Origin of the sequence: Knoellia subterranea KCTC 19937 (genome assembly GCF_000768685.1) — a bacterium.
In the GTDB taxonomy this organism is placed as follows: Bacteria; Actinomycetota; Actinomycetes; order Actinomycetales; family Dermatophilaceae; genus Knoellia; species Knoellia subterranea.
On the sequence record NZ_AVPK01000008.1, the window covers coordinates 58,416 to 81,163 of the forward strand.

General features: G+C 70.1%; 27 protein-coding genes and 1 pseudogene. 21 read left to right on the forward strand and 7 right to left on the reverse strand.

The window, feature by feature from the left end; translation table 11 throughout:
* Positions 1-43 precede the first annotated feature (43 nt).
* From rpsP to N803_RS13410, 7 genes and pseudogenes are all read left to right on the forward strand, one after another.
* Positions 44-559, forward strand: a pseudogene (rpsP, locus tag N803_RS13385) (30S ribosomal protein S16); the annotation flags it as partial.
* A 9-nt stretch (positions 560-568) separates the two neighbouring features.
* Complete coding sequence (locus tag N803_RS19225; protein ID WP_483790089.1) at positions 569-700, forward strand: sunset domain-containing protein; 132 nt, start codon at positions 569-571, stop codon at positions 698-700.
* Between the two features lie 2 nt (positions 701-702).
* On the forward strand, positions 703-945 hold the full coding sequence (locus N803_RS13390; RefSeq protein WP_035906116.1) for an RNA-binding protein: 243 nt from the start codon (positions 703-705) through the stop codon (positions 943-945).
* 90 nt (positions 946-1,035) lie between these two features.
* Positions 1,036-1,590, forward strand: a complete 555-nt coding sequence (gene rimM / locus N803_RS13395) for a ribosome maturation factor RimM (RefSeq protein WP_035906118.1) — start codon at positions 1,036-1,038, stop codon at positions 1,588-1,590.
* Positions 1,591-1,604: 14 nt separating this feature from the next.
* Positions 1,605-2,810: a tRNA (guanosine(37)-N1)-methyltransferase TrmD gene (gene trmD, locus N803_RS13400; RefSeq protein ID WP_035906293.1), complete on the forward strand. Its 1,206-nt coding sequence runs from the start codon at positions 1,605-1,607 to the stop codon at positions 2,808-2,810.
* Positions 2,811-3,113: 303 nt separating this feature from the next.
* Positions 3,114-6,626 carry a hypothetical protein gene (locus tag N803_RS13405; RefSeq protein WP_245617267.1) on the forward strand — a complete coding sequence of 1,171 codons (3,513 nt, stop codon included), beginning with the start codon at positions 3,114-3,116 and terminating at the stop codon, positions 6,624-6,626.
* Between the two features lie 144 nt (positions 6,627-6,770).
* Entirely contained in the window at positions 6,771-7,079 is a 309-nt protein-coding gene (locus N803_RS13410) for a hypothetical protein (RefSeq protein ID WP_035906119.1), read from the forward strand.
* A gap of 77 nt (positions 7,080-7,156) precedes the next feature.
* On the opposite strand, the gene N803_RS13415 is transcribed toward N803_RS13410, so the two are convergent.
* Entirely contained in the window at positions 7,157-7,915 is a 759-nt protein-coding gene (locus tag N803_RS13415; protein WP_052112284.1) for an ABC transporter permease, read from the reverse strand.
* A gap of 70 nt (positions 7,916-7,985) precedes the next feature.
* Here N803_RS13415 and N803_RS13420 point away from each other — a divergent pair, with 70 nt between their 5' ends.
* From N803_RS13420 to N803_RS13465, 11 genes are all read left to right on the forward strand, one after another.
* Entirely contained in the window at positions 7,986-8,405 is a 420-nt protein-coding gene (locus N803_RS13420; RefSeq protein WP_035906121.1) for a hypothetical protein, read from the forward strand.
* Positions 8,402-8,557 (forward strand): hypothetical protein, encoded by a 156-nt coding sequence (locus N803_RS18395; RefSeq protein WP_156969787.1) that lies wholly within the window; start codon positions 8,402-8,404, stop codon positions 8,555-8,557. The genes N803_RS13420 and N803_RS18395 overlap by 4 nt, the downstream gene beginning before the upstream one ends.
* A gap of 233 nt (positions 8,558-8,790) precedes the next feature.
* Positions 8,791-9,150: a 50S ribosomal protein L19 gene (rplS, locus tag N803_RS13425; RefSeq protein WP_035906122.1), complete on the forward strand. Its 360-nt coding sequence runs from the start codon at positions 8,791-8,793 to the stop codon at positions 9,148-9,150.
* A 55-nt stretch (positions 9,151-9,205) separates the two neighbouring features.
* A complete protein-coding gene (gene lepB, locus N803_RS13430; protein ID WP_035906123.1) occupies positions 9,206-9,898 on the forward strand; it encodes a signal peptidase I in 693 nt (230 codons plus the stop codon).
* A 17-nt stretch (positions 9,899-9,915) separates the two neighbouring features.
* The gene (lepB, locus tag N803_RS13435) at positions 9,916-10,794 is read left to right on the forward strand and encodes a signal peptidase I (protein WP_052112285.1); all 879 of its coding nucleotides are present in this window, start codon (positions 9,916-9,918) and stop codon (positions 10,792-10,794) included.
* Between the two features lie 47 nt (positions 10,795-10,841).
* Positions 10,842-11,642: a ribonuclease HII gene (locus tag N803_RS13440; protein ID WP_035906126.1), complete on the forward strand. Its 801-nt coding sequence runs from the start codon at positions 10,842-10,844 to the stop codon at positions 11,640-11,642.
* Entirely contained in the window at positions 11,639-11,953 is a 315-nt protein-coding gene (locus tag N803_RS13445; protein ID WP_035906130.1) for a DUF2469 domain-containing protein, read from the forward strand. The genes N803_RS13440 and N803_RS13445 overlap by 4 nt, the downstream gene beginning before the upstream one ends.
* 109 nt (positions 11,954-12,062) lie before the next feature.
* A complete protein-coding gene (locus N803_RS13450; protein ID WP_035906132.1) occupies positions 12,063-12,422 on the forward strand; it encodes a YraN family protein in 360 nt (119 codons plus the stop codon).
* Positions 12,419-13,966: a YifB family Mg chelatase-like AAA ATPase gene (locus N803_RS13455; protein ID WP_084764512.1), complete on the forward strand. Its 1,548-nt coding sequence runs from the start codon at positions 12,419-12,421 to the stop codon at positions 13,964-13,966. The genes N803_RS13450 and N803_RS13455 overlap by 4 nt, the downstream gene beginning before the upstream one ends.
* Positions 13,963-15,099: a DNA-processing protein DprA gene (gene dprA, locus N803_RS13460; RefSeq protein WP_169743095.1), complete on the forward strand. Its 1,137-nt coding sequence runs from the start codon at positions 13,963-13,965 to the stop codon at positions 15,097-15,099. The genes N803_RS13455 and dprA overlap by 4 nt, the downstream gene beginning before the upstream one ends.
* Before the next feature lie 132 nt (positions 15,100-15,231).
* Positions 15,232-16,203, forward strand: a complete 972-nt coding sequence (locus tag N803_RS13465; RefSeq protein ID WP_035906298.1) for a tyrosine recombinase XerC — start codon at positions 15,232-15,234, stop codon at positions 16,201-16,203.
* 10 nt (positions 16,204-16,213) lie between these two features.
* Here N803_RS13465 and N803_RS18400 read toward each other — a convergent pair whose 3' ends face one another.
* Positions 16,214-16,432, reverse strand: coding sequence for a hypothetical protein (locus tag N803_RS18400; RefSeq protein WP_035906139.1), 219 nt, complete (start codon positions 16,430-16,432; stop codon positions 16,214-16,216).
* Positions 16,433-16,570: 138 nt separating this feature from the next.
* On the opposite strand from N803_RS18400, the gene N803_RS18035 reads away from it, so the two are divergent.
* Positions 16,571-17,419, forward strand: a complete 849-nt coding sequence (locus N803_RS18035; RefSeq protein WP_245617283.1) for a DUF3152 domain-containing protein — start codon at positions 16,571-16,573, stop codon at positions 17,417-17,419.
* Positions 17,420-17,422: 3 nt separating this feature from the next.
* On the opposite strand, the gene N803_RS13480 is transcribed toward N803_RS18035, so the two are convergent.
* Positions 17,423-18,028, reverse strand: coding sequence for a murein hydrolase activator EnvC family protein (locus N803_RS13480; RefSeq protein WP_245617269.1), 606 nt, complete (start codon positions 18,026-18,028; stop codon positions 17,423-17,425).
* A gap of 91 nt (positions 18,029-18,119) precedes the next feature.
* The gene (locus N803_RS13485; protein WP_035906142.1) at positions 18,120-19,280 is read right to left on the reverse strand and encodes a pyridoxal phosphate-dependent aminotransferase; all 1,161 of its coding nucleotides are present in this window, start codon (positions 19,278-19,280) and stop codon (positions 18,120-18,122) included.
* Here N803_RS13485 and N803_RS13490 point away from each other — a divergent pair.
* Complete coding sequence (locus tag N803_RS13490) at positions 19,279-19,980, forward strand: DNA alkylation repair protein (RefSeq protein WP_035906144.1); 702 nt, start codon at positions 19,279-19,281, stop codon at positions 19,978-19,980. The two genes, N803_RS13485 and N803_RS13490, sit on opposite strands and share 2 nt — an antisense overlap.
* 16 nt (positions 19,981-19,996) lie before the next feature.
* Here N803_RS13490 and N803_RS13495 read toward each other — a convergent pair whose 3' ends face one another.
* On the reverse strand, positions 19,997-20,728 hold the full coding sequence (locus N803_RS13495; protein WP_084764517.1) for an alpha/beta hydrolase: 732 nt from the start codon (positions 20,726-20,728) through the stop codon (positions 19,997-19,999).
* 87 nt (positions 20,729-20,815) lie between these two features.
* Here N803_RS13495 and N803_RS18040 point away from each other — a divergent pair, with 87 nt between their 5' ends.
* On the forward strand, positions 20,816-20,977 hold the full coding sequence (locus tag N803_RS18040; RefSeq protein WP_084764519.1) for a DNA alkylation repair protein: 162 nt from the start codon (positions 20,816-20,818) through the stop codon (positions 20,975-20,977).
* On the opposite strand, the gene N803_RS13500 is transcribed toward N803_RS18040, so the two are convergent.
* Both N803_RS13500 and N803_RS13505 read right to left on the reverse strand, forming a co-directional pair.
* Complete coding sequence (locus tag N803_RS13500; protein ID WP_052112287.1) at positions 20,958-21,260, reverse strand: DUF1232 domain-containing protein; 303 nt, start codon at positions 21,258-21,260, stop codon at positions 20,958-20,960. The genes N803_RS18040 and N803_RS13500 overlap by 20 nt on opposite strands.
* Positions 21,261-21,278: 18 nt before the next feature.
* Positions 21,279-22,544, reverse strand: coding sequence for an MFS transporter (locus N803_RS13505; RefSeq protein WP_035906147.1), 1,266 nt, complete (start codon positions 22,542-22,544; stop codon positions 21,279-21,281).
* Positions 22,545-22,748: the final 204 nt, after the last annotated feature.

Genomic DNA, 22,748 nt, shown 5'->3' on the forward strand with positions numbered 1-22,748 from the left:
CCGCGGTCTCGCCGTGCCCACAACCTGAACGGAGACCACACTCGTGGCCGTCAAGATTCGTCTCAAGCGGATGGGCAAGATCCGCACCGCCATCTACCGTGTCGTCGTCATGGACTCGCGCACCAAGCGCGACGGTCGTGCGATCGAGGAGATCGGCAAGTACGACCCCAACCAGGAGCCGTCGCTCATCGAGATCGACATGGACCGCGCCAACTACTGGCGTGGCCAGGGCGCGCAGCCGACCGAGGCCGTCGCCGCGCTCCTGAAGATCATGGACGAGGGCACCCTCAAGGTCGCCGAGCCCAAGGCCAGCAAGAAGGACCTCTACGAGGCCGCTCTCGCTGCTGCGGGCAAGGGTGACGGTGCCGACACGTCCGGCGCCACCACCGCCAAGAAGAAGGCCGCCAAGAAGGCCGACGCTGCCGAGGCTCCGGCCGAGGAGAAGGTCGAGGAGGCCCCCAAGGCCGAGGAGACCACCGAGGCTCCGGCCGAGGCTGCTCCGGTTGCCGACCTTCCCGAGGGCGCGGCTGCCGCGCTCGAGGATGGCGCCGCCCCCGAGGGCTACACCATCAAGGGCAACAAGGACTCGATGAAGTACCACGAGCCGGACGGCCAGTGGTTCGAGCAGACCGTTGCCGAGGTCTGGTTCAAGACGGCTGCCGACGCCGAGGCCGCCGGCTTCGTCAAGGCTGGGTCCTGACCGTGCTCGAGGAGGCGCTGGAGCACCTCGTCACCGGGATCGTCGACCACAAGGACGACGTCCAGGTGAAGCGCAAGGAGCTCCGTCGCGGCGAGATCATCGAGGTTCGGGTGCACCCGGATGATCTTGGTCGCGTCATCGGCCGCTCCGGCCGCACCGCCAGTGCCCTGCGCACCGTGCTCACCGCCCTCGCGGGTGGTCGCCCCGTCCGGATCGACATCGTCGACACCGACCGGGTGCGCTGAGCCCGACGCCTGACACCGAACGCGCCGCGTCCCTCCGGGGCGCGGCGCGTTCGTGCGTCCAGCCACACCCCGCCTGAGAGGATCAGACCCATGGCCAGCAACTCCGACGCCCTCCTCGTCGCCCGCATCGGCAAACCCCACGGACTCCGTGGCGAGGTGACCGTGCAGGTGCACACCGACGACCCGATGGGGCGCTTCGTCGCGGGTCAGGTCTTCGACACCGAGGCGGCCCCGGGGACAGGCGTGCCGCGCCGTCTCACACTCGCCACGGCCCGGAAGCACCGCGAGATCTGGCTCCTAGGCTTTGCCGAGATTCCCGACCGCACCGGCGCCGAGTCGCTGCGTGGGACGCGTCTGCTCCTCGATGTCACCTCCGCCGACATCGAGGGCGAGGAGGACGAGGACGAGGGCTTCTACGAGCACGACCTCGTCGGGCTCGCTGTGCACGACCCTTCGGGTGCCGCCCTGGGTGAAGTCACCGGGCTGCTCGTCGGTGCCGCGCAGGACCTGCTCGAGGTGCGCCTCAGCGACGGCCGCGACGTGCTCGTGCCGTTCGTCGAAGCGATCGTGACCGAAGTGGACCTCGACGGCGGTCACGTCGTCGTCGACGCCCCGGCCGGCCTGTTCGACCTCGACGAGGCGTGAGGGGCGAACGCACCATGCGCCTGGACGTCGTCTCGATCTTCCCGGACTACCTCGCACCACTCGACCTCTCGCTCATCGGCAAGGCCCGCCGGGACGGCCTGCTCGACCTCACGGTCCACGACCTGCGCGACTTCGCCCACGATCGGCACCGCACCGTCGACGACACGCCCTACGGAGGGGGCGCCGGGATGGTCATGAAGCCACAGCCGTGGTCGGAGGCGCTGGATCACGTTGTGGCACAGGGCAGTTCGGCGTTCCCCGGAGCCGCAGAACGCGTTCCCACCCTCATCGTCCCCGGTCCCGGTGGCGAGCCGTTCACGCAGCAGATCGCCAAGGACCTGGCCGAGGAGCCCTGGCTCGCGTTCGCCTGCGGCCGCTACGAGGGCATCGACGAACGCGTCTACGAATGGGCGGGGGAGCGCATGCCCGTGCGCATCCTCTCGCTCGGCGACTACGTCCTCAACGGGGGAGAAGTCGCGGTGCTCGCCATGGTCGAAGCCATCGCTCGGCTCCTCCCCGGTGTCATCGGCAACGCCGAGTCGCTCATCGAGGAGTCGCACGAGGACGGCCTGCTCGAGTATCCCGTCTACACCAAGCCCGCCGAGTGGGACGGCCGCGCCGTGCCCGAGGTGCTGCTCGGCGGCAACCACCGGGCCATCGCGGAGTGGCGTCACGAGCAGCGGGTCCAACGGACTGCGGCGCGTCGTCCGGACCTGCTTCCGCCGGTTGCTGCGGCCGCGGCGCTCGCCGACCTCGAGGAGCGGGTCGCGACCCCCGCCGATGCCCCCGACCTCCAGGTGCTCACCCGGGCCTGCTGGGCGCCGGAGTTCGCCCGCTACGGCATGTTCGGGGCAGGCGAGGAGGACCTCGAAACGGTGCGGGACGGCATACAGGAATGGGACACGCGCGTGTGGCGCCGAGACGGCACCCTGATCGCCTCCGTCCGCGTCCGACCGCACCCGACCCGGGAAGCGACGTGGCAGATCGGGCGGCTCATGGTTGCGCCGTATCTCCAGGGCCGTGGCCTGGGACGCGAACTGCTGGCGTATGCCGAGTCGCTGGCTCCCGAGGACATCCGCACGTTCTGGCTCAACACCGGTGCGAAGTCGACGGAGAACCTCCGGATGTATCGCAAGGCGGGGTATCGCGTGCGCCCGGGTGAGGGCGAGTTCCCCGGCACCGTCGACCTCACGAAGCGGCTGGTGTCGGCGGGGGACTGATTCCCCGGTTGGGCTGACGAACGGACCTCACCCCTCCTACACTCGTAGCGCCACAAGAGTGCTTGTGGTGGTCCACGGCCGGACGATGGCACCGGCGCCCAGGGGGAATCTCCGGGGGCGTCCGGGGCGCGCAGGATCTCGTCGGCGCAGTTCTCGCGGATGCGCCCACCGAACGTCTCGTTCCTCGCCCATTCATGCGCTGTCCGCCGTGTCCCACGTCGATCCCTCGACGACTCGATGCCTCCGTGCGTCTGGCCCCCGTGGGCAGCGTTCCTCCTGTGCTCCACTCGAGAGAGGGAACCCATGCCCATCACGCGAACTCCGCTGCGGCGGTTGGCCGTTGTCGCGAGTGCCCTGGCGCTCGCGGCGACCGGAGCCGGCCCTGCCCTCGCCGCCCCCGCACTCGGCCCCGTGACCTCGTCGGCCGCTGCGGCTCCCACGGCGGCTCCTTCGGCATCGAGTCCCGGCCAGCAGGCCGCGTCCAAGGTGCCGTCCATCGTCAGCCAGCGGGCCGCCAAGGTCCGGACAGCAGCCAAGAACGGACACTCGCTCGGTGCAGCATCCCGGCGAGTCCTGAGTGACGACCTGCTCGCGGTCGATGCCGACGCCCGGCTCGATCTCGAGATCCACGCACTCACGACCCTCAGGGGCCCCGAACGCGCCGACCTGACGCGACTTGGGGTGCGGGTCCTCAGTGGTTCGGACCAGTGGGTCCGACCGTCCAAGGTGAAGGCTCTGCCTGCGGCCGGTGTCCTGCGGGCGCTCGTGCCCTATGACAAGGTTGATGCCGTCGCCGGACTGAGCTGGGTGGCTGCGGTGCGGCCCACCGAGATGTCGCCGCCCGACGCGGGGTCCTTCCTCAGTGAGGGCGTCTCGCTGCACCGAGCCGACGACGCCCAGGCCATCGGAGTCGATGGTGGCGGGGTGTCCGTGGGAGTCATCTCCGACGGCGTCACCAGCATCGCGGCCGCCCAGGCGCTCGGGGACCTTCCCGCGGGCGTCACCGTCCTCAACGCCGGTGGTGGCGACGAGGGCACCTCGATGCTCGAGATCGTGCACGACATGGCGCCCGGAGCGGATCTGCTCTTCCACGGCACAGGCGGAGGAGTCGCCGGACACGTGACTGCCCAGAACGCTCTTGCGGCGGCTGGCGCCGACCTCATCACCGAGGACATACCGTTCGACGGCGAGCCGGCCTTCCAGAAGGGCCTGGCCGCGACCAACGCGGAGACTCTGGCGGCTTCCGGTGTGTGGATGAGTTCGTCGGCCGGCAACCTCAACGACAGCCACGCCCCACGCGTGGCGGCCACCAGCACGGGGACGTTCCCCGACGGCGCGGCCGCGGCGCCAGCGGGATGCCCGGGGATCAACGCCAACGCGATCGCCCTCAACGGGACCGACACGACGTTCGACGTCAGCGTGGCCGCCGGTGCATCGATCGGTGCGACGCTCCAGTGGAGCGAACCCCGCGCGATCTTCCCGACGGCGGGTGCCGGTGGGTTCACCAACCTCGACCTCTACATCCTCGATGCCGGTGCTGCCAATTGCCTGGCCTCGAGCACGGGTGCACAGGGTGGTGGCGCCGGGGACACGATCGAGCAGGCGTCCTGGACCAACGGCGGCGCCGCCGCCGCGACGGTCAAGCTCGTCGTCAACCGGACCGGTGCGACCGGTGCCAAGGGTGTCCCGACCCTCGACCTGCGCTGGCGCGGGAACGCCGGCGCGATCGACGCCACCGGCGATGCCGGATCCCTCAACCCGGACAGCAACTACACCGACTTCGCCACCTCGGCCGGAGCGGTGAACGGTGGAGCGAGTCAGGATCCGGGAGCGGTCGGGCTGGAGAACTTCAGCGGCCAGGGCCCTGTGACACTCCTCGGCAGCACGGTGTGCTCGATCAGCTACCCGTGCCCTGCCTCCGCCCCGGCGGGACAGAACCAGAGCGTCATGGGTGCTGCCGGACGCACCGTCATCGCACCGACCTACTCGGCTGCCGATGGTGTGTCGGTGAGTGGTGTGGGTGACTTCGGTGCGGGCAGCTGTCCCGCCGTCGCCCAGGGCGATTGCCGCTTCTTCGGCACCTCGGCGGCCACACCGTCGGCTGCCGGTGTCGCGGCCCTCGTCCTCGACGCATCCGGTGGTCCCGGCTCGCTCACCACGAGCCAACTCACCGCGGTGCTGGCCGCCAACGCCCGCGACCGAGGCCCTGCCGGTGCCGACAACGCCTGGGGCGCCGGCGTGCTCGACGCCTTCTCGGCAGCGACGAACCGAGCCGACCTGCGGGTGGCAAAGAACTGCCTCCCCGACGGTGACGCCCCGGCTGGGGTGGCGCACCCGTGCACCATCACCGTGACGAACGACGGCCCGGCCATCGCACGCGCCGTCACCGTCAGCGATCAGGTCCTCGGCAGTGGCAGCTTCACGCTGGCCACCACGTCGAGCGGATGCACGGCGCCTGCGGGTCCGCAGACCGGTTCGGCCACCGCGACGTGCGCGCTCGGTGACCTCGCCTCCGGGGCCTCCGTCGCCGTCGTGATCAGTGAACGCTCCGACGAGCCGCAGGATCTCGCCGACACTGCGACGGTGGGCGCGGGCACGCTCGACCCGAACCTCGGCAACAACGTCGCGTCCGACACCCTGCACGTCGCCGGATCGGCCGACGTCGGCATCACCAAGACGGCGCCGGCGACCGCTCTGGCGGGCAACCAGATCACCTGGACGAGCACTGTCACCAATGACGGCCCGTCGACGGCCACCTCCGTGGTCGTTCGGGACGTGCTGCCCGCAGCGGTCAGCGTCGTGTCGGTGACCGGGAGTGGTGGTGCTTCCTGCACGGCCGGAGTGCCGGGTCAGGCGAGCCAACCGACGACGTGTTCGTTCGGCAACCTTCCGGCGGGTGCCTCACGCACCATGACCGTCGTCGCCACGATCAACCCGACCTTCAGCGGGTTGATGCACAACGACGCTGTGGTCGCCTCGTCGACTCCGGACCCGGACACCTCCGACAACTCCGCGACCGTCACGACGACGGTCTCGGCCGAGGCGGACCTGTCCCTGACCCAGGTCGACAGCCCCGACCCGATCCTCGCCGGGCGGACCCTCACGTGGACGGTCACCGTCCGCAACCTCGGTCCGTCCACCGCGAGGGAGGTCGCGCTCGTCGACGCCCTGCCCGACGAGGTGACCTTCACCTCGGCGTCGGCCACCTCGGGTTCGGCGACGTGCGCCTACACGGCGGTACCGGTCGACCCGCCGGCCCACCGCGTCGACTGCAACCTCGGCACCCTCGCACCCAGCGACGGGCCGACGACCGTGGTCATCCGCGGCGTGGTGAAGTCCGGAACCCCGGCGGGAACGATCGCCAACACGGCGTCGGTCTCGAGTGCCACGACCGACCCGGCTGGGGCCAACAACGCGGCGACGGCCCAGACGACCGTCGGCACCTCCGCTGATCTGGTGATGTCCTTCGTGGCGGACAAGGACGTCTACAAGCCGTCCTCGACGATCGTCTACACGGCGTCGGTCACCAACAACGGTCCTTCCGACGCACAGTCGCCCGTCGTGACCGTGGCCCTGCCCGACATGAAGGCAGCCGTCTACGTCTTCGACACGGCCGGTTGTTCCAAGAGCGGGCAGACGTTGACGTGCACCCGTCCGACCTCGCTGGTCGCCGGAGGCACGTGGACCTTCAACGTCCACCTGCTCGTCAAGGGCAACAAGGGCGTGGTGACCTCCACCGCGTCGGTCGCGTCGGCGACGACGGACCCGGCACCGGGCAACAACCTGGTGACGCGGTCGGTCAAGATCGGGAAGTGAGGGACGGAGCCGATCACCGCGTGGCCCGTACCGCTCCGGTGCGGGCCACGCGCCTGCTCGGGCCACGTGCCGCCCAGGACCCATCTGCTCGGGCGGGCCCGTCGAGCCTGGGTTCCGCACGGACGAGCGCCCCTCGGCTCGGACGTGTGGTCGGCAGTCCTGGCCGCCGCGCAGGCACAGGGATACGGGATCATCCGCGTGCTGGACACGCACACGCTCGAGCTGAGCGCTTCGCCCCGTTGGAATGCCCGGGTCTACCTCACGATTCGCGCCGGGCCGGACGGTGTCGACGCCGGAGTCGTCACCGTGTGGGCACGAGTGGAGGGCTGGAACCCGGCTCGAGCCCGCCGTATCGCCAACGCGGTGCTGCGGGCCATTCCGGGCGTGCACAATCCGGGTGACGAACCGCAGGGGCCTTCGCAGACCGGATCGATCCGGTCATCGAGCGAGTGAGTGGTTCGCGAACCGGATTGTGCAGCGTCGTGTCAGGCGGGCCAGGCGTCTGAGGCGGGTCAGGCAGAGCAGGCAGGTCAGGGGCGGAGTCGCTTGGTCAGGTCCTCGGGCAGGAGTTGCGCGCCCCGGATGAGCCGCCCCGCGACGACCGCGGTGGTGGTCTGCGCGGCCATGATGCCGAGCAGCACGAGCACCTGCGCGGCCGCGGCCTGCGCGGGCGAACCGCCTCCGAGCAGTACCCCGATGAAGGCCCCCGGGAGCGTCACGACACCTGCCGTCTTCACCTGGTCCAGCCCGGGGATGAGCGCCTCCGGCAGGCGCCGGTCGACGATCTCGCCGATCGACTGGCTCCGCGTGAGCCCCAGGGACAACCCCGCGTCGTACTGCCCCGTCTCCTCGCGCAGCGCCGCAAAGGCGCGCCGCCCCACCAACGTGTGACCGTTCATCGTGTTGCCCAGGATGATGCCGACGACCGGGATGAGCGCGATGCCCTCGAGGGGCACGGTCCGCGTGAGCAGGATGATGGCGACGACCGGGAGCAACCCGGCGAGCATCGCCACCGTCGCCCAGGGCCACGCCCTCGTCGCCTCGACCCGTCGCGTCGTCGTGAAGACCGCGACGCCGAACATGAAGCACAGGAGCAGCACCGACAGCAGGAGGTTCTGCGCCACCGCGGTGATGACAAGCGCTGCCAGCCCGAGCTGCGCCACGGCCCGCGCGGCGGCCACGAGAGTGGAAGCCGGCCGCGGAAGCCGCCCCACGGCATACATGACCAACGTCAGCACGAGAAGGGCGACGCACGCAATGGCGACCGGCCACCCGGGATCGATGCTCACACGCACACGCTAGGGGTTGCAGCCCCCCGGGCGTCGGACCCCGGTGCCAGACTGGGGCCGGGAGGTGGCCATGGAGTGGTGGAGTGCGGCGCTGGCGTTCATCGGCGCGGGTGTGGGGTCATTGGTGTCCTATCTCGTGGCTCGGCGCGACATCGCCCAGCGTGAGGCGGAGGCGCGCGCGGACGTCGGCCAGCGGGTTGAGCAGGGGCACCTCGAGGAATGGGGGCGGCGCTTCACCATCGCGCTCGACGGGGTGAGCAGCGAGAGTCCCCGGCGACGATCCCTGTCCCGCGTGCTCCTCGTCGAGCTCGGGCAGAGCGCGCTGGCCACTGACCAGGAGAAGGCGCTCGTGCTCTCGGTCCTCGACGCCGGTGCCCGAATGGACGGCGACGGCGACGACGTCACCCGGTTCCGGGCGGGGATGCTGGTGGACGAGGTCGTCTACGTGGAGGACACTGGAGAGGACGACGACGAGGGAGGAGTGCCGTGAAGGACAAGCTCGTGGTCAAGGTGACCCGTGACCAGATCCAGTCCGCGCGCGCCCTGATCGAGTTCGCGGGCGGCGAGGACAAGGTCGATCCGGTCATCGTCCGCATCGCTCGCGCACAGCGGCCGCCGCGTCAGGCGCGCACCGCTTCCTGATTCACCGTTCGCCTCCGGAGTCGTGTTCGGCTGCGCCGATTTCTCGGTATGCCGTGTGCTCTGGCAAACTTGATCCTCGCGTCCGTCGAACGACGCCCCCGCCACAGGGGGAGTGCCGATCCGCAGTTCCACTCGGGTCATCCGGCATGAGGCACGACGACGCACCACCATCGGACAAGCAACACCATCCTGCGTGGGTGACCTGTGGCACCGCACGAGAAAGCGAAGCAGTCATGCAGCGTTTCGACGAGATCGACAAGGCCTCCCTCCGTGAGGACGTCCCGGCCTTCCGCGCCGGCGACACCGTCAACGTCCACGTCAAGGTCATCGAAGGCACGCGCTCGCGTGTCCAGGTCTTCAAGGGCATCGTCATCCGTCGCCACGGCGGTGGCCTGAGCGAGACCTTCACGGTCCGCAAGGTCTCCTTCGGCGTTGGCGTCGAGCGCACCTTCCCGATCCACACGCCGGTCATCGACCACATCGAGGTCGTCACCCGCGGTGACGTCCGTCGCGCGAAGCTCTACTACCTGCGCGACCTGCGCGGCAAGGCCGCCAAGATCAAGGAGAAGCGCGAGACCACCCCGGCGAACTGACGTTCCCGGAGCGACGGTCACGTCACTCTCAGGCACGGCGACTAGCATCGTCACGATGACATCGCCGGCCACCCACGACACCGACCCGGTTCCCGCCACCACGGCAGGGGCCGGGTCGAGTCATGCCCGCCGGATCACGGTCCTCCTGGCCGTCGGCGTCCTGACCGTGATGCTCGTGCGCGCCCTGCTCCTGCAGCCGTATGCCGTGGCGACCGACTCCATGTCACCGACGCTCACGCAGGGGGAGAGGGTGCTCGTGGCCAAGGTGGGTGCCCCTGCGGTCGGTGACGTGGTGGTCGCCGACGTGACGACAGCGTGGCCGGGGCCGGACCGCTCGACGCACACGGGTGACGGATTCATCGGGCGTGCCCTCGGTTCGGCCTCCGGGGCCGTCGGCATCGACCTCGGTGAAAAGTCGGTCCTGGGTCGAGTCGTGGCCGTCGGCGGCGACGAGGTCGCGTGCTGCACGTCGGGTCGGTTGACTGTCGACGGGCACGAAGTCGGCCCACGGCTCGCCGAATCCGCCGCACCGTTCCGCCTCACCGTCCCCGATGGCCGATACTTCATCCTGAGTGACACCGCCGCCTCGGCATCGGACTCGCGCACCCACGTCGGTGCCGGCTCCGAGTCGACGGACGGCACGATCGCCGCGGACGCCATCATCGGTACGGTCGTCACGCGCATCTGGCCGCTGGGTCGGATGGGCGGTTTGTCCAGCCCCACCCCGTCGACCACCCACGAGCCCTGAGAGCACGGATACCAGTGATGACGAGCCACGAGGCCCGGTTCGACCCGGGCCAGTTCGACCCGGATGCTCCCCAGGAGGTCCCGGGCGACACCCCCGGTTCGACGGAGTCCGGCGGACCCGAGGGACCCGAGGGACCCGGTCGAGGTCGTGCCGCGGTGGGGGCTGCCGGCGCGGCGATTCGGGAGTTCGTCGTCGTCGTCGCCATGGCGCTGGCGCTGTCGTTCGTCGTCAAGACGTGGCTGATCCAGGCGTTCTACATCCCCTCCGGGTCAATGGAGGACACGCTGATTCTCAACGACCGCGTCATCGTCAACAAGCTCGTCCCCGACGTCGTCGACCTCCAGCGCGGCGACATCATCGTGTTCGAGGATCCGGGCGAGTGGCTGTCGACGATGCCCGAGGTGAGTCATGGACCGATCCGTGACGGCGTCGAACGGGTCCTGTCGTTCGTGGGTCTGCTCCCCAACACCTCGGACAACCACCTGATCAAGCGCGTGATCGGCCTGCCGGGGGACCACATCGTCTGCTGCGACGCTCAGGGACGACTCACCGTCAACGGTGTCCCGATCTCCGAGCCCTACGTCAAGCCCGACGTCGCCAGTTCGATCACGTTCGACATCACCGTGCCCGAGGGCAAGGTGTGGGTCATGGGTGATCACCGGAGTGACTCCGAGGACTCCCGCTTCCACGACCCGTCCGGGACGGGCGCCGAGGGCTCGGTCCCGATCGACCGCATCACCGGACGCGCGGTCGCCCTTGTCTGGCCGTTCGACCGCGCCGGGTGGCTCGGGCGCAGCGAGTCGACGTTCGCCGACGTCCCGGCGCCCGGTGCGTCGTCGCCCGCGTCGCCCAGTCCCTCGGGCACGTCGTCGGGCACCTCCTCCACCAGCCCCTGACCCCTCGCTCCACCGTTTCGCCACCCAGAAAGTCCGCACCACCTGCCATGCCCCCCATCCGCCGCTCCGGCAAGCCGAATCTCCGCGTCGAGCGGGCGCTCCAGCGCGATGGCTACCGGTTGCTCGCGGGGATGGACGAGGTGGGGCGTGGCGCGCTGGCCGGACCCGTCACCGTCGGCGTCGTCGTCATCGACGAGACCTGCCGGTCGGCGCCACAGGGCGTCCGGGACTCCAAACTGCTCCAACCCCATGTGCGCGAGGCGATGGTGCCGCGGATTCGGCGGTGGGCTCTTGCGCATGCCGTCGGACACGCATCGCCGGCCGAGATCGACGAGATCGGCATCATCGCCGCGCTGCGGTTGGCCGGTCGCCGGGCGCTGGCCATGCTCGACGTCGTGCCCGACCTCGTGATCCTGGACGGGAACCACGACTGGCTCACCCAGCCCGACGAGGTCGGTCTGCTGGCTTTCGCCTCCGACGAGGGGGCGCACACTCCACCGGTCACGACCATGATCAAGGCCGATGTCAAGTGCTCGTCGGTCGCGTCGGCGAGCGTCCTCGCCAAGGTGGCGCGTGACCGGATCATGGTCGACCTCGCTCCCGAGCATCCGGCCTATGCGTGGGAGCTCAACAAGGGCTACTCCGCCCCCGAACACCTCGACGCCCTGCGTGCTATGGGCCCCTGCGACCTGCATCGTCGATCGTGGCGGCTGCCCGGAACGATGGACGAGGATGGGCAGATCGTCGGACTGGCCGACGCCACGGAGCCGACACCTGAGAGGGTGGGGGCACCGGACCTCGTTCCGGCCACCGCTGCACGAACCGATCACGAAGGTGGGGATGCATGAGCGCCGAGGATCTCGAGAAGTACGAGAGCGAGATGGAGCTCGCCCTCTACCGCGAGTACCGCGATGTCGTCGGCCTGTTCTCCCACGTCGTCGAGACCGAACGCCGCTTCTACCTGTGCAACTCCGTGGACGTGAAGGTGCGCAGCGACGGTGGCGAGGTGTTCTTCGACGTCACCATGCAGGACGCGTGGGTGTGGGACATCTACCGGCCGGCGCGATTTGCCAAGCAGGTCCGGGTGGTGACCTTCAAGGACGTCAACGTCGAGGAGCTCGCGAAGTCCGAACTGCAGTTGCCCAAGGGCGATTTCTGATTCGCTGAGCACGGTTCGTCGTCCACAGGCGGGCTGATCGGCTCTCGTCGTCCACAGATGTGGCGGCGTCGGTGGCGGACGCTGTGGTGGCCCGCCGAGGCTGTTCGGCATGGACGAACACCTGGCGCTCGGCGCCCACGGCGAAGCACTTGCCGCCCGCTTCCTGCGTGATCGCGGCATGCAGATCCTCGAGCGCAACTGGCGCTGCCCCGAGGGGGAGATCGACGTCATCGCCCTCGACGGCGACTGCGTCGTCGTGTGCGAGGTCAAGACCCGCCGCGGCACCGGTGTCGGTGACCCGCTCGAGGCCGTGACCCGGGAGAAGGCCCTGCGTCTGCGCCGACTCGCCGCCGCCTACCTCCGGTCGCGTCCCGACGCCGTCCCACGGGTGCGGATCGACGTCATCGGCATCATCGCTCGGCGCGGTCAGCGACCCCTCATCCGGCACCTCCGGGCGGTGGAGGCGTGAGCGTGCGGCTTGGGCGGACCCTGAGCGTGGCTCTCTCCGGGCTCGACGGACGGCTCGTCGACGTCGAGGCGCACATCTCCGCGCAGCTGCCCCACTTCAGCGTCACCGGGCTGCCCGACAAGGCGTGCGGCCAGGCGCCCGACCGGGTGAAATCGGCGGCGGCCACGAGTGGCAGTCCGCTGCCCGCGTCCCGCATCACGGTGAACCTTTCGCCCGCCTCGCTCCCCAAGCAGGGCACCGGCTTCGACGTCGCCATCGCGCTCGCAGTATTGGCGGCGCACGGAGTCATCGACGGCAGGCGGATTGCACGGGTCGTCCATCTGGGCGAACTCGGCCTCGACGGTCGGGTGCGGGGTGTCCGCGGCATCCTGCCGTCCGTGCTCGCCGCTGCGCGTGCGGGCATCACCCACGTCGTCGTGCCGCCCGAGAACGTGGCGGAGGCGCAGCTCGTCGACGGGGTCGTCGTGCACTGTGCGCCCTCCCTCGCGACACTCGTGGCCTGGTATGCCGCGCGGGCCGGTGTGCATCCGCTGCCCGTTGCCGCGCCGGCCACGGACGATCGTCCCGCCACCACGAAGACGCCCGACCTCGCCGACGTGGTGGGCCAGCCCGAGCCGCGGCTGGCCATCGAGCTCGCCGCCGTGGGTCAGCACCACATCCTCATGAACGGTCCGCCCGGGGTGGGCAAGACGATGCTCGCCGAGCGGCTCGTCACCGTTCTCCCGCCGCTGTCGCGCGAGCGCGCCCTCCAGAACCACGCCATCAGGTCCCTGACCGGTGACGAAATCCGGGCGAGCGAGCTCGACCTCACCCCGCCCTTCGTGGCGCCGCACCACAGTGCATCGATGGCGGCGATCACCGGCGGCGGCTCGGGCGTGGTCCTGCCCGGCGCCATCTCCCGTGCTCACGGCGGTGTTCTCTTCCTGGACGAGGCCGGGGAGTTCAAGACCTCCGTCCTGCAGCAGTTGCGCCAACCGCTGGAGTCGGGCGAGGTGACGATCGCCCGGGCCAAGCAGCTCGTGCGCTACCCAGCGCAGTTCCAGCTCGTCATGGCGACGAATCCCTGCCCGTGCGGGCAGGCGTGGGGCAAGGGCATCGATTGTGTGTGCAGCGCTCTGGAGCAACGGTCCTACAAGGCCAAACTGTCGGGACCGCTCGTGGACCGCATCGACATCCAGGTGGTCGTGGAGCCGGTGTCGCGGGCCGCCTTCGGGGACGACGGTGCGGGGGAGTCCAGTGCCGTGGTGCGGCAGCGGGTCCTGCAGGCGAGAGGCGCGCAGGTCGAGCGGTGGGCGAAACATGGGTGGGAGACCAACGCCCAGGTTCCCGGGCACGCACTGCGGCGTCGACCGTGGCGACTGCCGGGGGATCGGACGGCGGCCCTGGACCGTGCCCTCGACATCGGGGTGCTGACGCTGCGCGGATACGACCGCACGCTGCGACTCGCGTGGTCCTGCGCGGACCTCGGGGGCCGGACGTCACCTGCGCTGGCCGACATCGAATTGGCCTACACCCTTCGGGGCGTGGGGAGGGAGGCAGCGTGAGCAGCACGGCGAGGTTCGTGGTCCCCGGGGACGACGACCGTGAGCAGGAACGATGGGCCCGCGTGGCGTGGAGTCGTGTCGCCGAGCCGGAGACCGTGTCCGTCCGCGATTGGATCGCCCAGGAGGGTGCCGCGGAGTCCGTCCGAAGGCTCGTCTCCGGATCGCTGGCATCGGACGGTCGCTACGACCAGCGCGTCGCCACCCTCGACCTCGACCAGGCGCGTCATGCTCTGGACCGGCTCGACGTGCGCGTGCTCATCCCTGGCGACGAGGAGTGGCCCGAGGCTCTGGACGACCTGCCCTGCCCGCCGGTGTGTCTCTATGTCAAGGGCACCGGTCACCTGAGCATGACCGTCGGGAGCGTCGCTGTCGTGGGATCGCGCGCGGCGACCTCCTACGGCCTGCGGGTGGCCGCCGAGCTCGGCGAAGAGCTGGTGGACCGTGGAGTGGCGGTCGTGTCGGGCGCGGCGTTCGGGATCGATGCGGCGGCCCATCGCGGCGCGCTGGCCGGCGGTGGACCGACGGTCGCAGTGCTCGCCCGCGGGCTCGACCGGGCCTACCCGCAGGCGCACGCAGGCCTGCTCCGCGAGATTGCCGACGGTGGGGCCGTGGTGAGCGAGTTGCCGCCGGGTTGGGCGCCCTATCGGCAGCGCTTCATCGCGCGCAACCGGATCATCGCTGCCCTCGGAGTGGGCACGGTCGTGGTCGAGGCAGGGCTGCGGTCCGGCTCGCTCAACACCGCCAAGGTGGCCCGCGAGCTCGTGCGTCACGTCGCGGCGGTGCCGGGTCCCGTGACCTCGGTCCAGTCCGCTGGTTGCCACAAGCTCCTGCGCGAGACCGGAGCCACGCTCGTCACCGACGCCGCCGAAGTCCTCGACCTGATGGGACGTCTCAGTCTCGACTCGGTCGGCCTTGCGAGGGCGCCCGTCACCCCGGAGTCCGAACTCGACCCCACCGCGAGCAGCGTGTGGTCTGCCGTCCCGGTGCGCCGAACCACGGACCTGGCCGGGCTGCAACGCCTCACGGCGCTGGACCCGGCGACCCTGCTGAGTGTCCTGGGACGACTCGCCATGCTCGGGCTCGTCGAACGAGTCGATGGGGGGTGGCGCAAGATCCCGGCCTCGCGCCGCTGACCGTCCACGGCTCCGTCCCGCCTGCGAGTGTCAGGAGGTTGACGGACACACCCTTGTTCGTCGCCCGGGTGGTTGATCCCGCTGGCGCCTGATGAGACGGTGCGGGGTGTGACAGCCAGCCGCACGGTCGTGATGGACGCCTTCGAGCGTCATCTCAGACTGGAGCGTGGGCGGTCTCCACACACGGTGAAGGCCTACCTCGCGGACCTGCGCGACTTCTTCAGCCACCTCGACGGTGACGTCGGCGGCGCAGGCGAGAGCGACGGTGCAGGCGAGGCCGGCAGAGCCAGCGGGGCGGGCGAGGACGTGGCCGGCACCCCCCGGGCCGAGACCGAATTGAGCGAAGTGCGGCTGGCCGACCTCCGGGCATGGCTGGGGGTCCTCGCGGCGGGCGGCGCAGCGCGTTCGACGATCGCGCGTCGGTCCGCCACGCTGCGGACGTTCTTCGCCTGGGCCACGCGTCAGGGGCATGTGGAGCTCGATCCGGCGCTGCGGCTCGTGGCGCCGAAGCGGCACCGCACCCTGCCGCCGGTTCTCGCCAGGGATCACGCCTCCGCGTTGCTCGACGTCGCCGCGGTCGCTGCCGATGACGACGATCCGGTGCACGTCCGCGATCGCGCCATTCTCGAGCTCCTGTACGCGACAGGGATCCGCGTGGGGGAGTTGACCGGCCTGGACGTTGACGACGTGGACCACGCCGCCTCTGTGATTCGCGTCATAGGCAAGGGGAACAAGGAGCGGCGCGTTCCGTTCGGCAAGCCGGCGGCGCAGGCCCTTGACCAGTGGTTGTCCGCCAGCCGCTCGCGGCTCACCACGCCGGAGAGCGGGCCGGCTCTCTTTCTGGGCCGACGGGGACGGCGAATCGATCCAAGACAAGTGCGTACCCTCGTCCACGACATGTTGACCCACGTACACGATGCGCCGGACCTCGGCCCGCACGGACTGCGCCACAGCGCCGCCACACACCTCCTTGAGGGTGGGGCCGATTTGCGCATGGTTCAGGAGCTGCTCGGCCACGCATCCCTGGCGACGACCCAGATCTACACCCATGTGTCCATCGAGCGCCTCGCGGCCTCCTACGCACAGGCCCACCCTCGTGCCTGAGAACTTCGACTCACCCGACTGGGTCAGCGAGCCGCGCTCTTCGCTCCTCGACGACGAGGGCCAGCCGGTCCTTCGTCGATCCGATCTGAAGCGTGGCAAGTCCGATCGCCGTCGGCGTGGCAGCCGTCGCACCGAGGATTCGTCGTCGCGGCGTTCGGCGGAGTCGCGTCGCGATCGCCGCCGCACCGAGCAACGGGACACACGAGTGCGGGACCGTCAGGAGCACCACCGCGGGGACCTGGGTCGAGGATCCGTTCGGCCCACTCCTGAGCTGGAGTCGTGGAGCCGCGCCGATCGTCGCGGACGGGCAACGTCCGGTGGTGGGCGGCAGGGCTCGACCCCGGACCACGACGTGCCGGACGTGGAAATGGTCCCCCCGACGCGGGCCCTCCAACGCCAGGGCCGTGGCAGTGGGGGAGCCGTGCCACGCACGCAGGCAAGCCCTGCCGTCTTCGCGCGCCGCCGCGTTCTCGCGGCGCTCGCCCTGACCACTGCCCTTGCAGTCTTCCTCTGGTCGTTCTGGCCCAGCCAGGAGTCGAGTTCGCCCGAACGGGCCGCAGCAGATCTCGCGGCCGCGGCACTGCGTCAACGCACCGACCCGGCTCCTGCGGCCGAAGAGTTGGCCTCGATCCCGGCGACCACGCCCCACGCCGGTTCGCAGCCCGTGCCACAGAAGGGCAGTGGAAAGGTCACGTCCGTGGCCCTGCCGACGATCGCCGTCCCCGAGGTCAACCCGAATCGGACCGTCAGGGTGGGACTGCAGGTCGAGAGAGGCGCTGGCGTCAATGCCAGCGAGGCCGCCAAGATCATCGCGGCGACGCTGGGGGACGCGCGGGGCTGGCAGACGCGCGACAAGGTTCGCTTCCGGGCCGTGTCCCCCGCGGCGGTCGCCGAGGGCAAGGTCGACATGACGATCGTCCTGGCCAGCCCGGAGCTCACGGACAAGCTGTGCGCCCCGCTCGAGACCCAGGGCCAGGTGTCCTGCTTCAACCTGCGCAAGGTTGTCCTCAACGTCCGCCGCTGGACCGAGGGCGTGCCGGGCTACGGAACGAACCTGGCGGCGTACCGGCAGTACATGGTCAACCACGAAGTGGGTCACGGCCTCTACCACGGTCACGTCGCCTGCCCGGGCGCCGGCCAGCCCGCGCCCATCATGCTCCAGCAGACCAAGGGTCTCGACGGCTGCGCGCCAAACCCCTGGCCCACCGTGGGCTGAACCTCACCGATCCGCCTCGAGCGGCAGCAGGATGACGCGGGTGCCGCCGAGCAGCGGTCGTGGATCGAGGTAGGCCTCCCCGTCGAGGGCCCCGAGGTGCAGGCACGCGCCACCACAATGCGTGCGTCCGAGGACGCGGCCGATGGGTTGCCCCTCGACGACCACGTCCCCTGATGACACGTTCGCGTCAACGGGCTCGTAGGTGCTCCGCAGCCCCGAGGCATGCGTGACACTCACCGTCCCGCGACCCGCGATGACACCGACGTGGGTGACGGTGCCCGCATCGACCGATCGCACTTCCTGGCCCTGACTCGCGCTGAGGTCGATCCCGCGGTGCCCGGCGCCCCAGGTCTCCCGGGGCCGGACGAACCGGGCCAGGACCGTGGGGCGAGGGGAGAGCGGCCACGACCACGTCCCCCGGAGTGTCGTCGGGTCCGCGGTGGCTCCTGCGGAGGCGGTCGGGGCGAGCGCGCCGGGAACGGTTGTTGGCGAGATGTCAGGGGTGACCCCCGGACCGGCAGGGAGTCCCACGCCGGGGACGAGACTTCCGGCGGCCGCGAGGGCAAGCAGGAGCTGGCCCAGCGTCGCCATCGTGCGTGGGGTGGTCATGCCACGACCCTGAGCCCCGCAGCCGCTCCCCACCAGACCACGAGCGCAATCTGTGGACAACCAGACGCTTCCACCCAGCCTGTGGACGCACTCAGCCGCGCAGTCGCGACAATCGCCGCGCCGCCTCCCGGAGCACGTCGTCCTGCTTGCAGAACGCGAACCGCACCAGCGTGCGGGCCGCGTCTTCGTCGTCGTGGAACACCGACACCGGCACACCGGCGACACCGGCCCGCCCAGGCAGCTCGCGGCAGAACTCCAGCGCATCGGTGGCACCCAGCGGCGCCGCATCGGCGACGACGAAGTACGTCCCTCCCGGCACGGCCACGTCGAGCCCGATCCCCGTCAGGGCCTCGACCAGCAGGTCACGTTTCGCCGACATCGAACGGGACAGGCCGGCATACACGGCGTCGTCGAGACCCAGCCCGAGCGCGACCGCCGGCTGGAACGGCCCCGACCCGACGTACGTGACGAACTGCTTGACCGTCCGCACCGCCGCGACAGCGGCCGCCGGACCGCTGACCCAGCCGACTTTCCACCCGGTGACCGAAAACGTCTTGCCGGCAGACGAGATCGTCAGCGTGCGGTCCCACATCCCCGGCAGCGTCGCGACCGGCACGTGCTCGAGTCCGTCGAAGACCAGGTGCTCATAGACCTCGTCGGTGACGACCCACGCGTCGTGCTCCCTCGCGAGCGCGCAGATCAGCTCGAGCTCGGCGCGGGTGAAAACCTTGCCCGTCGGGTTGTGCGGGGTGTTGAGCAGCACGAGCCGTGTCCGCGACGAGAAGGCGGCCCGCAGTGACTCCTCGTCGACCGCGAAGTCGGGAAACCGCAGCACCGACGTCCGACGGACGGCGCCCGCGAGGGCGATCGACGCGGCATACGAGTCGTAGTACGGCTCGAACGTCACGACCTCGTCTCCCGGCTCGCACAGGGCGAGGATCGTCGCGGCGATCGCCTCGGTCGCTCCCACCGTCACGAGCACCTCGCGGCGCGGGTCGACGTCGAGATCGTAGAACCGCTTCTGGTGCGCGGCGATGGCGTCGAGCAGCTCGGGGACACCGGGGCCGGGCGGGTACTGGTTGCGACCAGCGTCGATCGCCACCTTCGCGGCGTCGAGGATCTCCTGCGGGCCCTCCGTGTCCGGGAACCCCTGACCGAGATTGAGCGCGCCGTGCTCGTTGGCCAGCGTCGTCATCTCTGCGAAGATCGTCGATCCGAAGCCCTGCATCCGTTGCACGAGAGGCGAATCCATGTCGGCAGGCTACGACGGTTCCGAGCTCGTCGACGCGATCCGCGCGGCGTTGCGATCGGGCGCCAACCCCGAGCGCGCGGTCGAGCAGCAGCGCTACATGAAGAGCGCTATGCCCTTCCTCGGCCTCACCTCACCCGAACGCACCGCGACTCTGCGTCCGCTCCTCGCCGATCCCGCCCTGCGGATCGAGACCCGCTCGGGCTGGGAACGCTCGATCCGATCCCTCTGGGACGGGGCCGAGTTCAGGGAGGACCGGTATGCCGGTCTCGCACTGCTCCGCCACCGCACCTATCGCTCGTGGCGCGATCCGGACGTCATGCCGTTGGTCGAGCAACTGGTCGTGACGGGTGCGTGGTGGGACCTGGTCGACGAGTTGTCCAACGTCGTTGGGGAGGTGCTGATCGTCGACCCTGAGGGGGAGGGGCTCCGGATGCGGGCGTGGTCCGAACACGACGACCTGTGGCTCCGGCGGTCGGCGATCATCAGTCAGCTGCGCCACCGGGAGCGGACGGACACCGACCTCCTCGACGAGGTCATCGAGCCCAACCTCGACGACCGCGAGTTCTTCATCCGCAAGGCCATCGGGTGGGCGCTGCGGCAGTACGCCCGGACCGACCCGGACTGGGTGCGTGCTTTCGTCGAGCGCTACGACTCACGGCTGAGCGGGTTGAGCCGTCGCGAGGCCCTCAAGCATCTGTGAGCTGATGTGGCAGCCGTCAACCAGCCTGCGTCGCGACAAACTCATCGAGCGCCGTGGTCACTGTCGGCGACGCCAGGAGGGCGGTGCCGTGGTCGCTGGAGTCCTGGACCACCAACAGGTCCTTGTCCGCGGATCCCAGCGAAGCCAGGTCTGCCTTCGTCTCGGCCAGGGGCACATCAGGATCCGTTGCCGCGATCACGGACAGCACGGGCACAGTGACCTTCGGAAGGTGTTCGGCCAGAGGGGTTGGGTCCTGCCGATTCCACACCTTCGCGCAGCTGAGGACGCCCACCGCGGAAACGTCGGGATTCTGTGCCGCGTCGAGGAGGGCCAGGCAGCCGCCGCGCGAACCACCCACGACGACCACCTCGGATGAGCCGGCCCCGCGTACCTGGTCCACCACGGCGTCGAGCTCGGCGACCCGGTCCTCGACGGGACCGCCTGCCGTCGCGTAGTCCCAGGCCGCGACTCGGTGCCCGGCCTTCACGAGAGAGCTGGCGTAGTCGTACCAGTCACACGCGGTCCCGTCGGCGGTGTTCGCGAAGACCACGGCCAGCTCGCCGTCACCGGCGGTCATGCCTGCGGGGCCGCCGGGCGCCAGGGCGGACCACTCATCGCTGTCGACGCACGTCGGCAACGTGGACGTGCTGGGTGCGGGCGACCCGGACGCTGCGGCGTTCGGATCTCCCTCACCACCGCAGCCGGTCACCAGGATCAACGCAAGCAGTGCCAGGAGGAGTCGACGCATCGGTCCACCGTCGTTGACCCGCGACGGTGGATCAACGCGGATGGCGGATCGTGACCGCGTTGTGATGACGGCTGAGCACGGCTTGGTATGCCGTCCGCCCACGTCTGCGAGGATCCGCGCCTCCGCAAGGCCATCGGATGGGCGCTTCGGCAGCACGCCCTCACCGAGCCGGCGTGGGTGGTCGAATTCGTCGACCGTCACACTCAGCGTCTCGCGGGTCAGGGGCGGCTCAGTCGCGCTTTCGGCTGAAGTCGACGCCGGAGTCGCGCAGCACCTTGCGCGCCCGAGCGACCCGCAGCGCGAAGAGCACCGCCAGGCCCACGACCCCGGCGTCGTCGGCCAGTCCGAGCGGTCCGAGCACGGCCTCGGGGACGACATCGACGGGCACGACGAGGTAGAACCCGGCCATGGCCAGCGCGACGACTCCCCGCGGCGGGATGCGGTAGCGCCACATGAGGAACCCGACGACGAGCAGGAAGGCCCCGAGGATCACGCCGATCCCGATGAGCACCACCCGCAGCACGTCGTCCATGCGCCCCAGTGTCCCGTGTCAGGCAGCCGGAGAGGGGGCAGCGGTGGCATCCGGATCGTCGTCGCCGGCGTGCGCGATCGAGTCGAGCTGCCGCCACATCAGGATGAGCGTGAGCCCGGCCCCGACGAAGGCGAACCAGAACGGTGCCGCGATTCCCCAATGCGTGGCGATGAGCCCACCGAGGGCCTGGCCGACGAGCAGCCCCGCCGTGAGTCCGAACCAGTAGACCGAACCGACCCGTCCCTGGAACTCCAGGGGCGTGGCGCGTTGCCGCACCGTCGTCGAGACCGACCCCCACACGAAGGCGTAGCAACCGAAGACGAACATGAGCACCATGGCGAGCCACTGCGCCGTGGTGAGCGCAAACGCCAGGTGCACGACGACCTCGAGCGTGAGGCATACCTTCATGAGAGTCGCGAGCGAGGCGCGCGCCTGGAGGGCGTCGAAGACGAGGACCGCGACGATTCCGCCGGTCGCCGACGCCGTTGAGAGCAGGCCGAATCCGACCGGCCCCACGCCAAGGCGCTCCTGCGCCCAGAGGACGAGGACACCCCACGGCGCACCCCATGTGAGGTTGAAGACGAAGATCACGATCGACAGCGTGCGCACGGCGTGGTTGCCGCGGATCCAGCGCAGGCCCTCAAGGATGTCGTGGCGGATGTGGGTGTCCGGGCGCTCCGACCGGTCGGTGCGCGGGATGTCGATCCGGGTGAACAACCATGCGGCCAGGAGCACCGCCGCGGCCTGCGCACCGAACGGGAGCGCCATTCCGGCAGCGAAGAGGAAAGCCCCGATCGGGGGACCGACGAGGTTGTTGGCGACGAGGTACCCGGCCATCATCCGCGCGTTGCCGACGGCCAGGTGGTCGCGGTGCACGATGAGTGGCAACACCGATCTGGTGCCCGCGTCGCTGAACTGCTCGGCCACACCCACGAGGAACAGGGCGCCCAGGACGACCCAGATGCCGACGACGTCCGTGACGATCGTGGCCACGAGCGTCCCGATGACCAGAGCTCGCAGGACGTTCGCAACGACCACGAGGCGATGGCGACTGATGCGATCGGCCAGCGCACCGGCATACAGGGAGAAGACCAGGCTGGGCACCTGCTGGACGATGACCGCGGCAGCGATCAACGAGGGGTTGCGGGTCAGTGAGGCGACGAGCAGGGGACCGGCGGCGAGCGCGATGCCGTCGCCGAGGTTGCTGGCCCAGACCGACGCAAGGTTCCAGCGGAAGGGTCGCCCGAGCCGGGCCGGCGCGATGATTTCCCCCAGACGAGACACGAAGGGCGAGCCTACGCGGGAGGCGAGCGCCCGGCATACCGGAATGTCGCGTGTCAGGAGAGCGCGACTTCTTGCCCGGGTGGGACAACTTGCTGGCGCTCGCCGTCCCAGCAGGGCAAGGAGTCGGGGCGCGGCGTGGATTTCGTCCAGGGACCCCGGCACGCGTAGGATTGAGCGCGGTTTTCGTGTGCCCGCACACGGGAG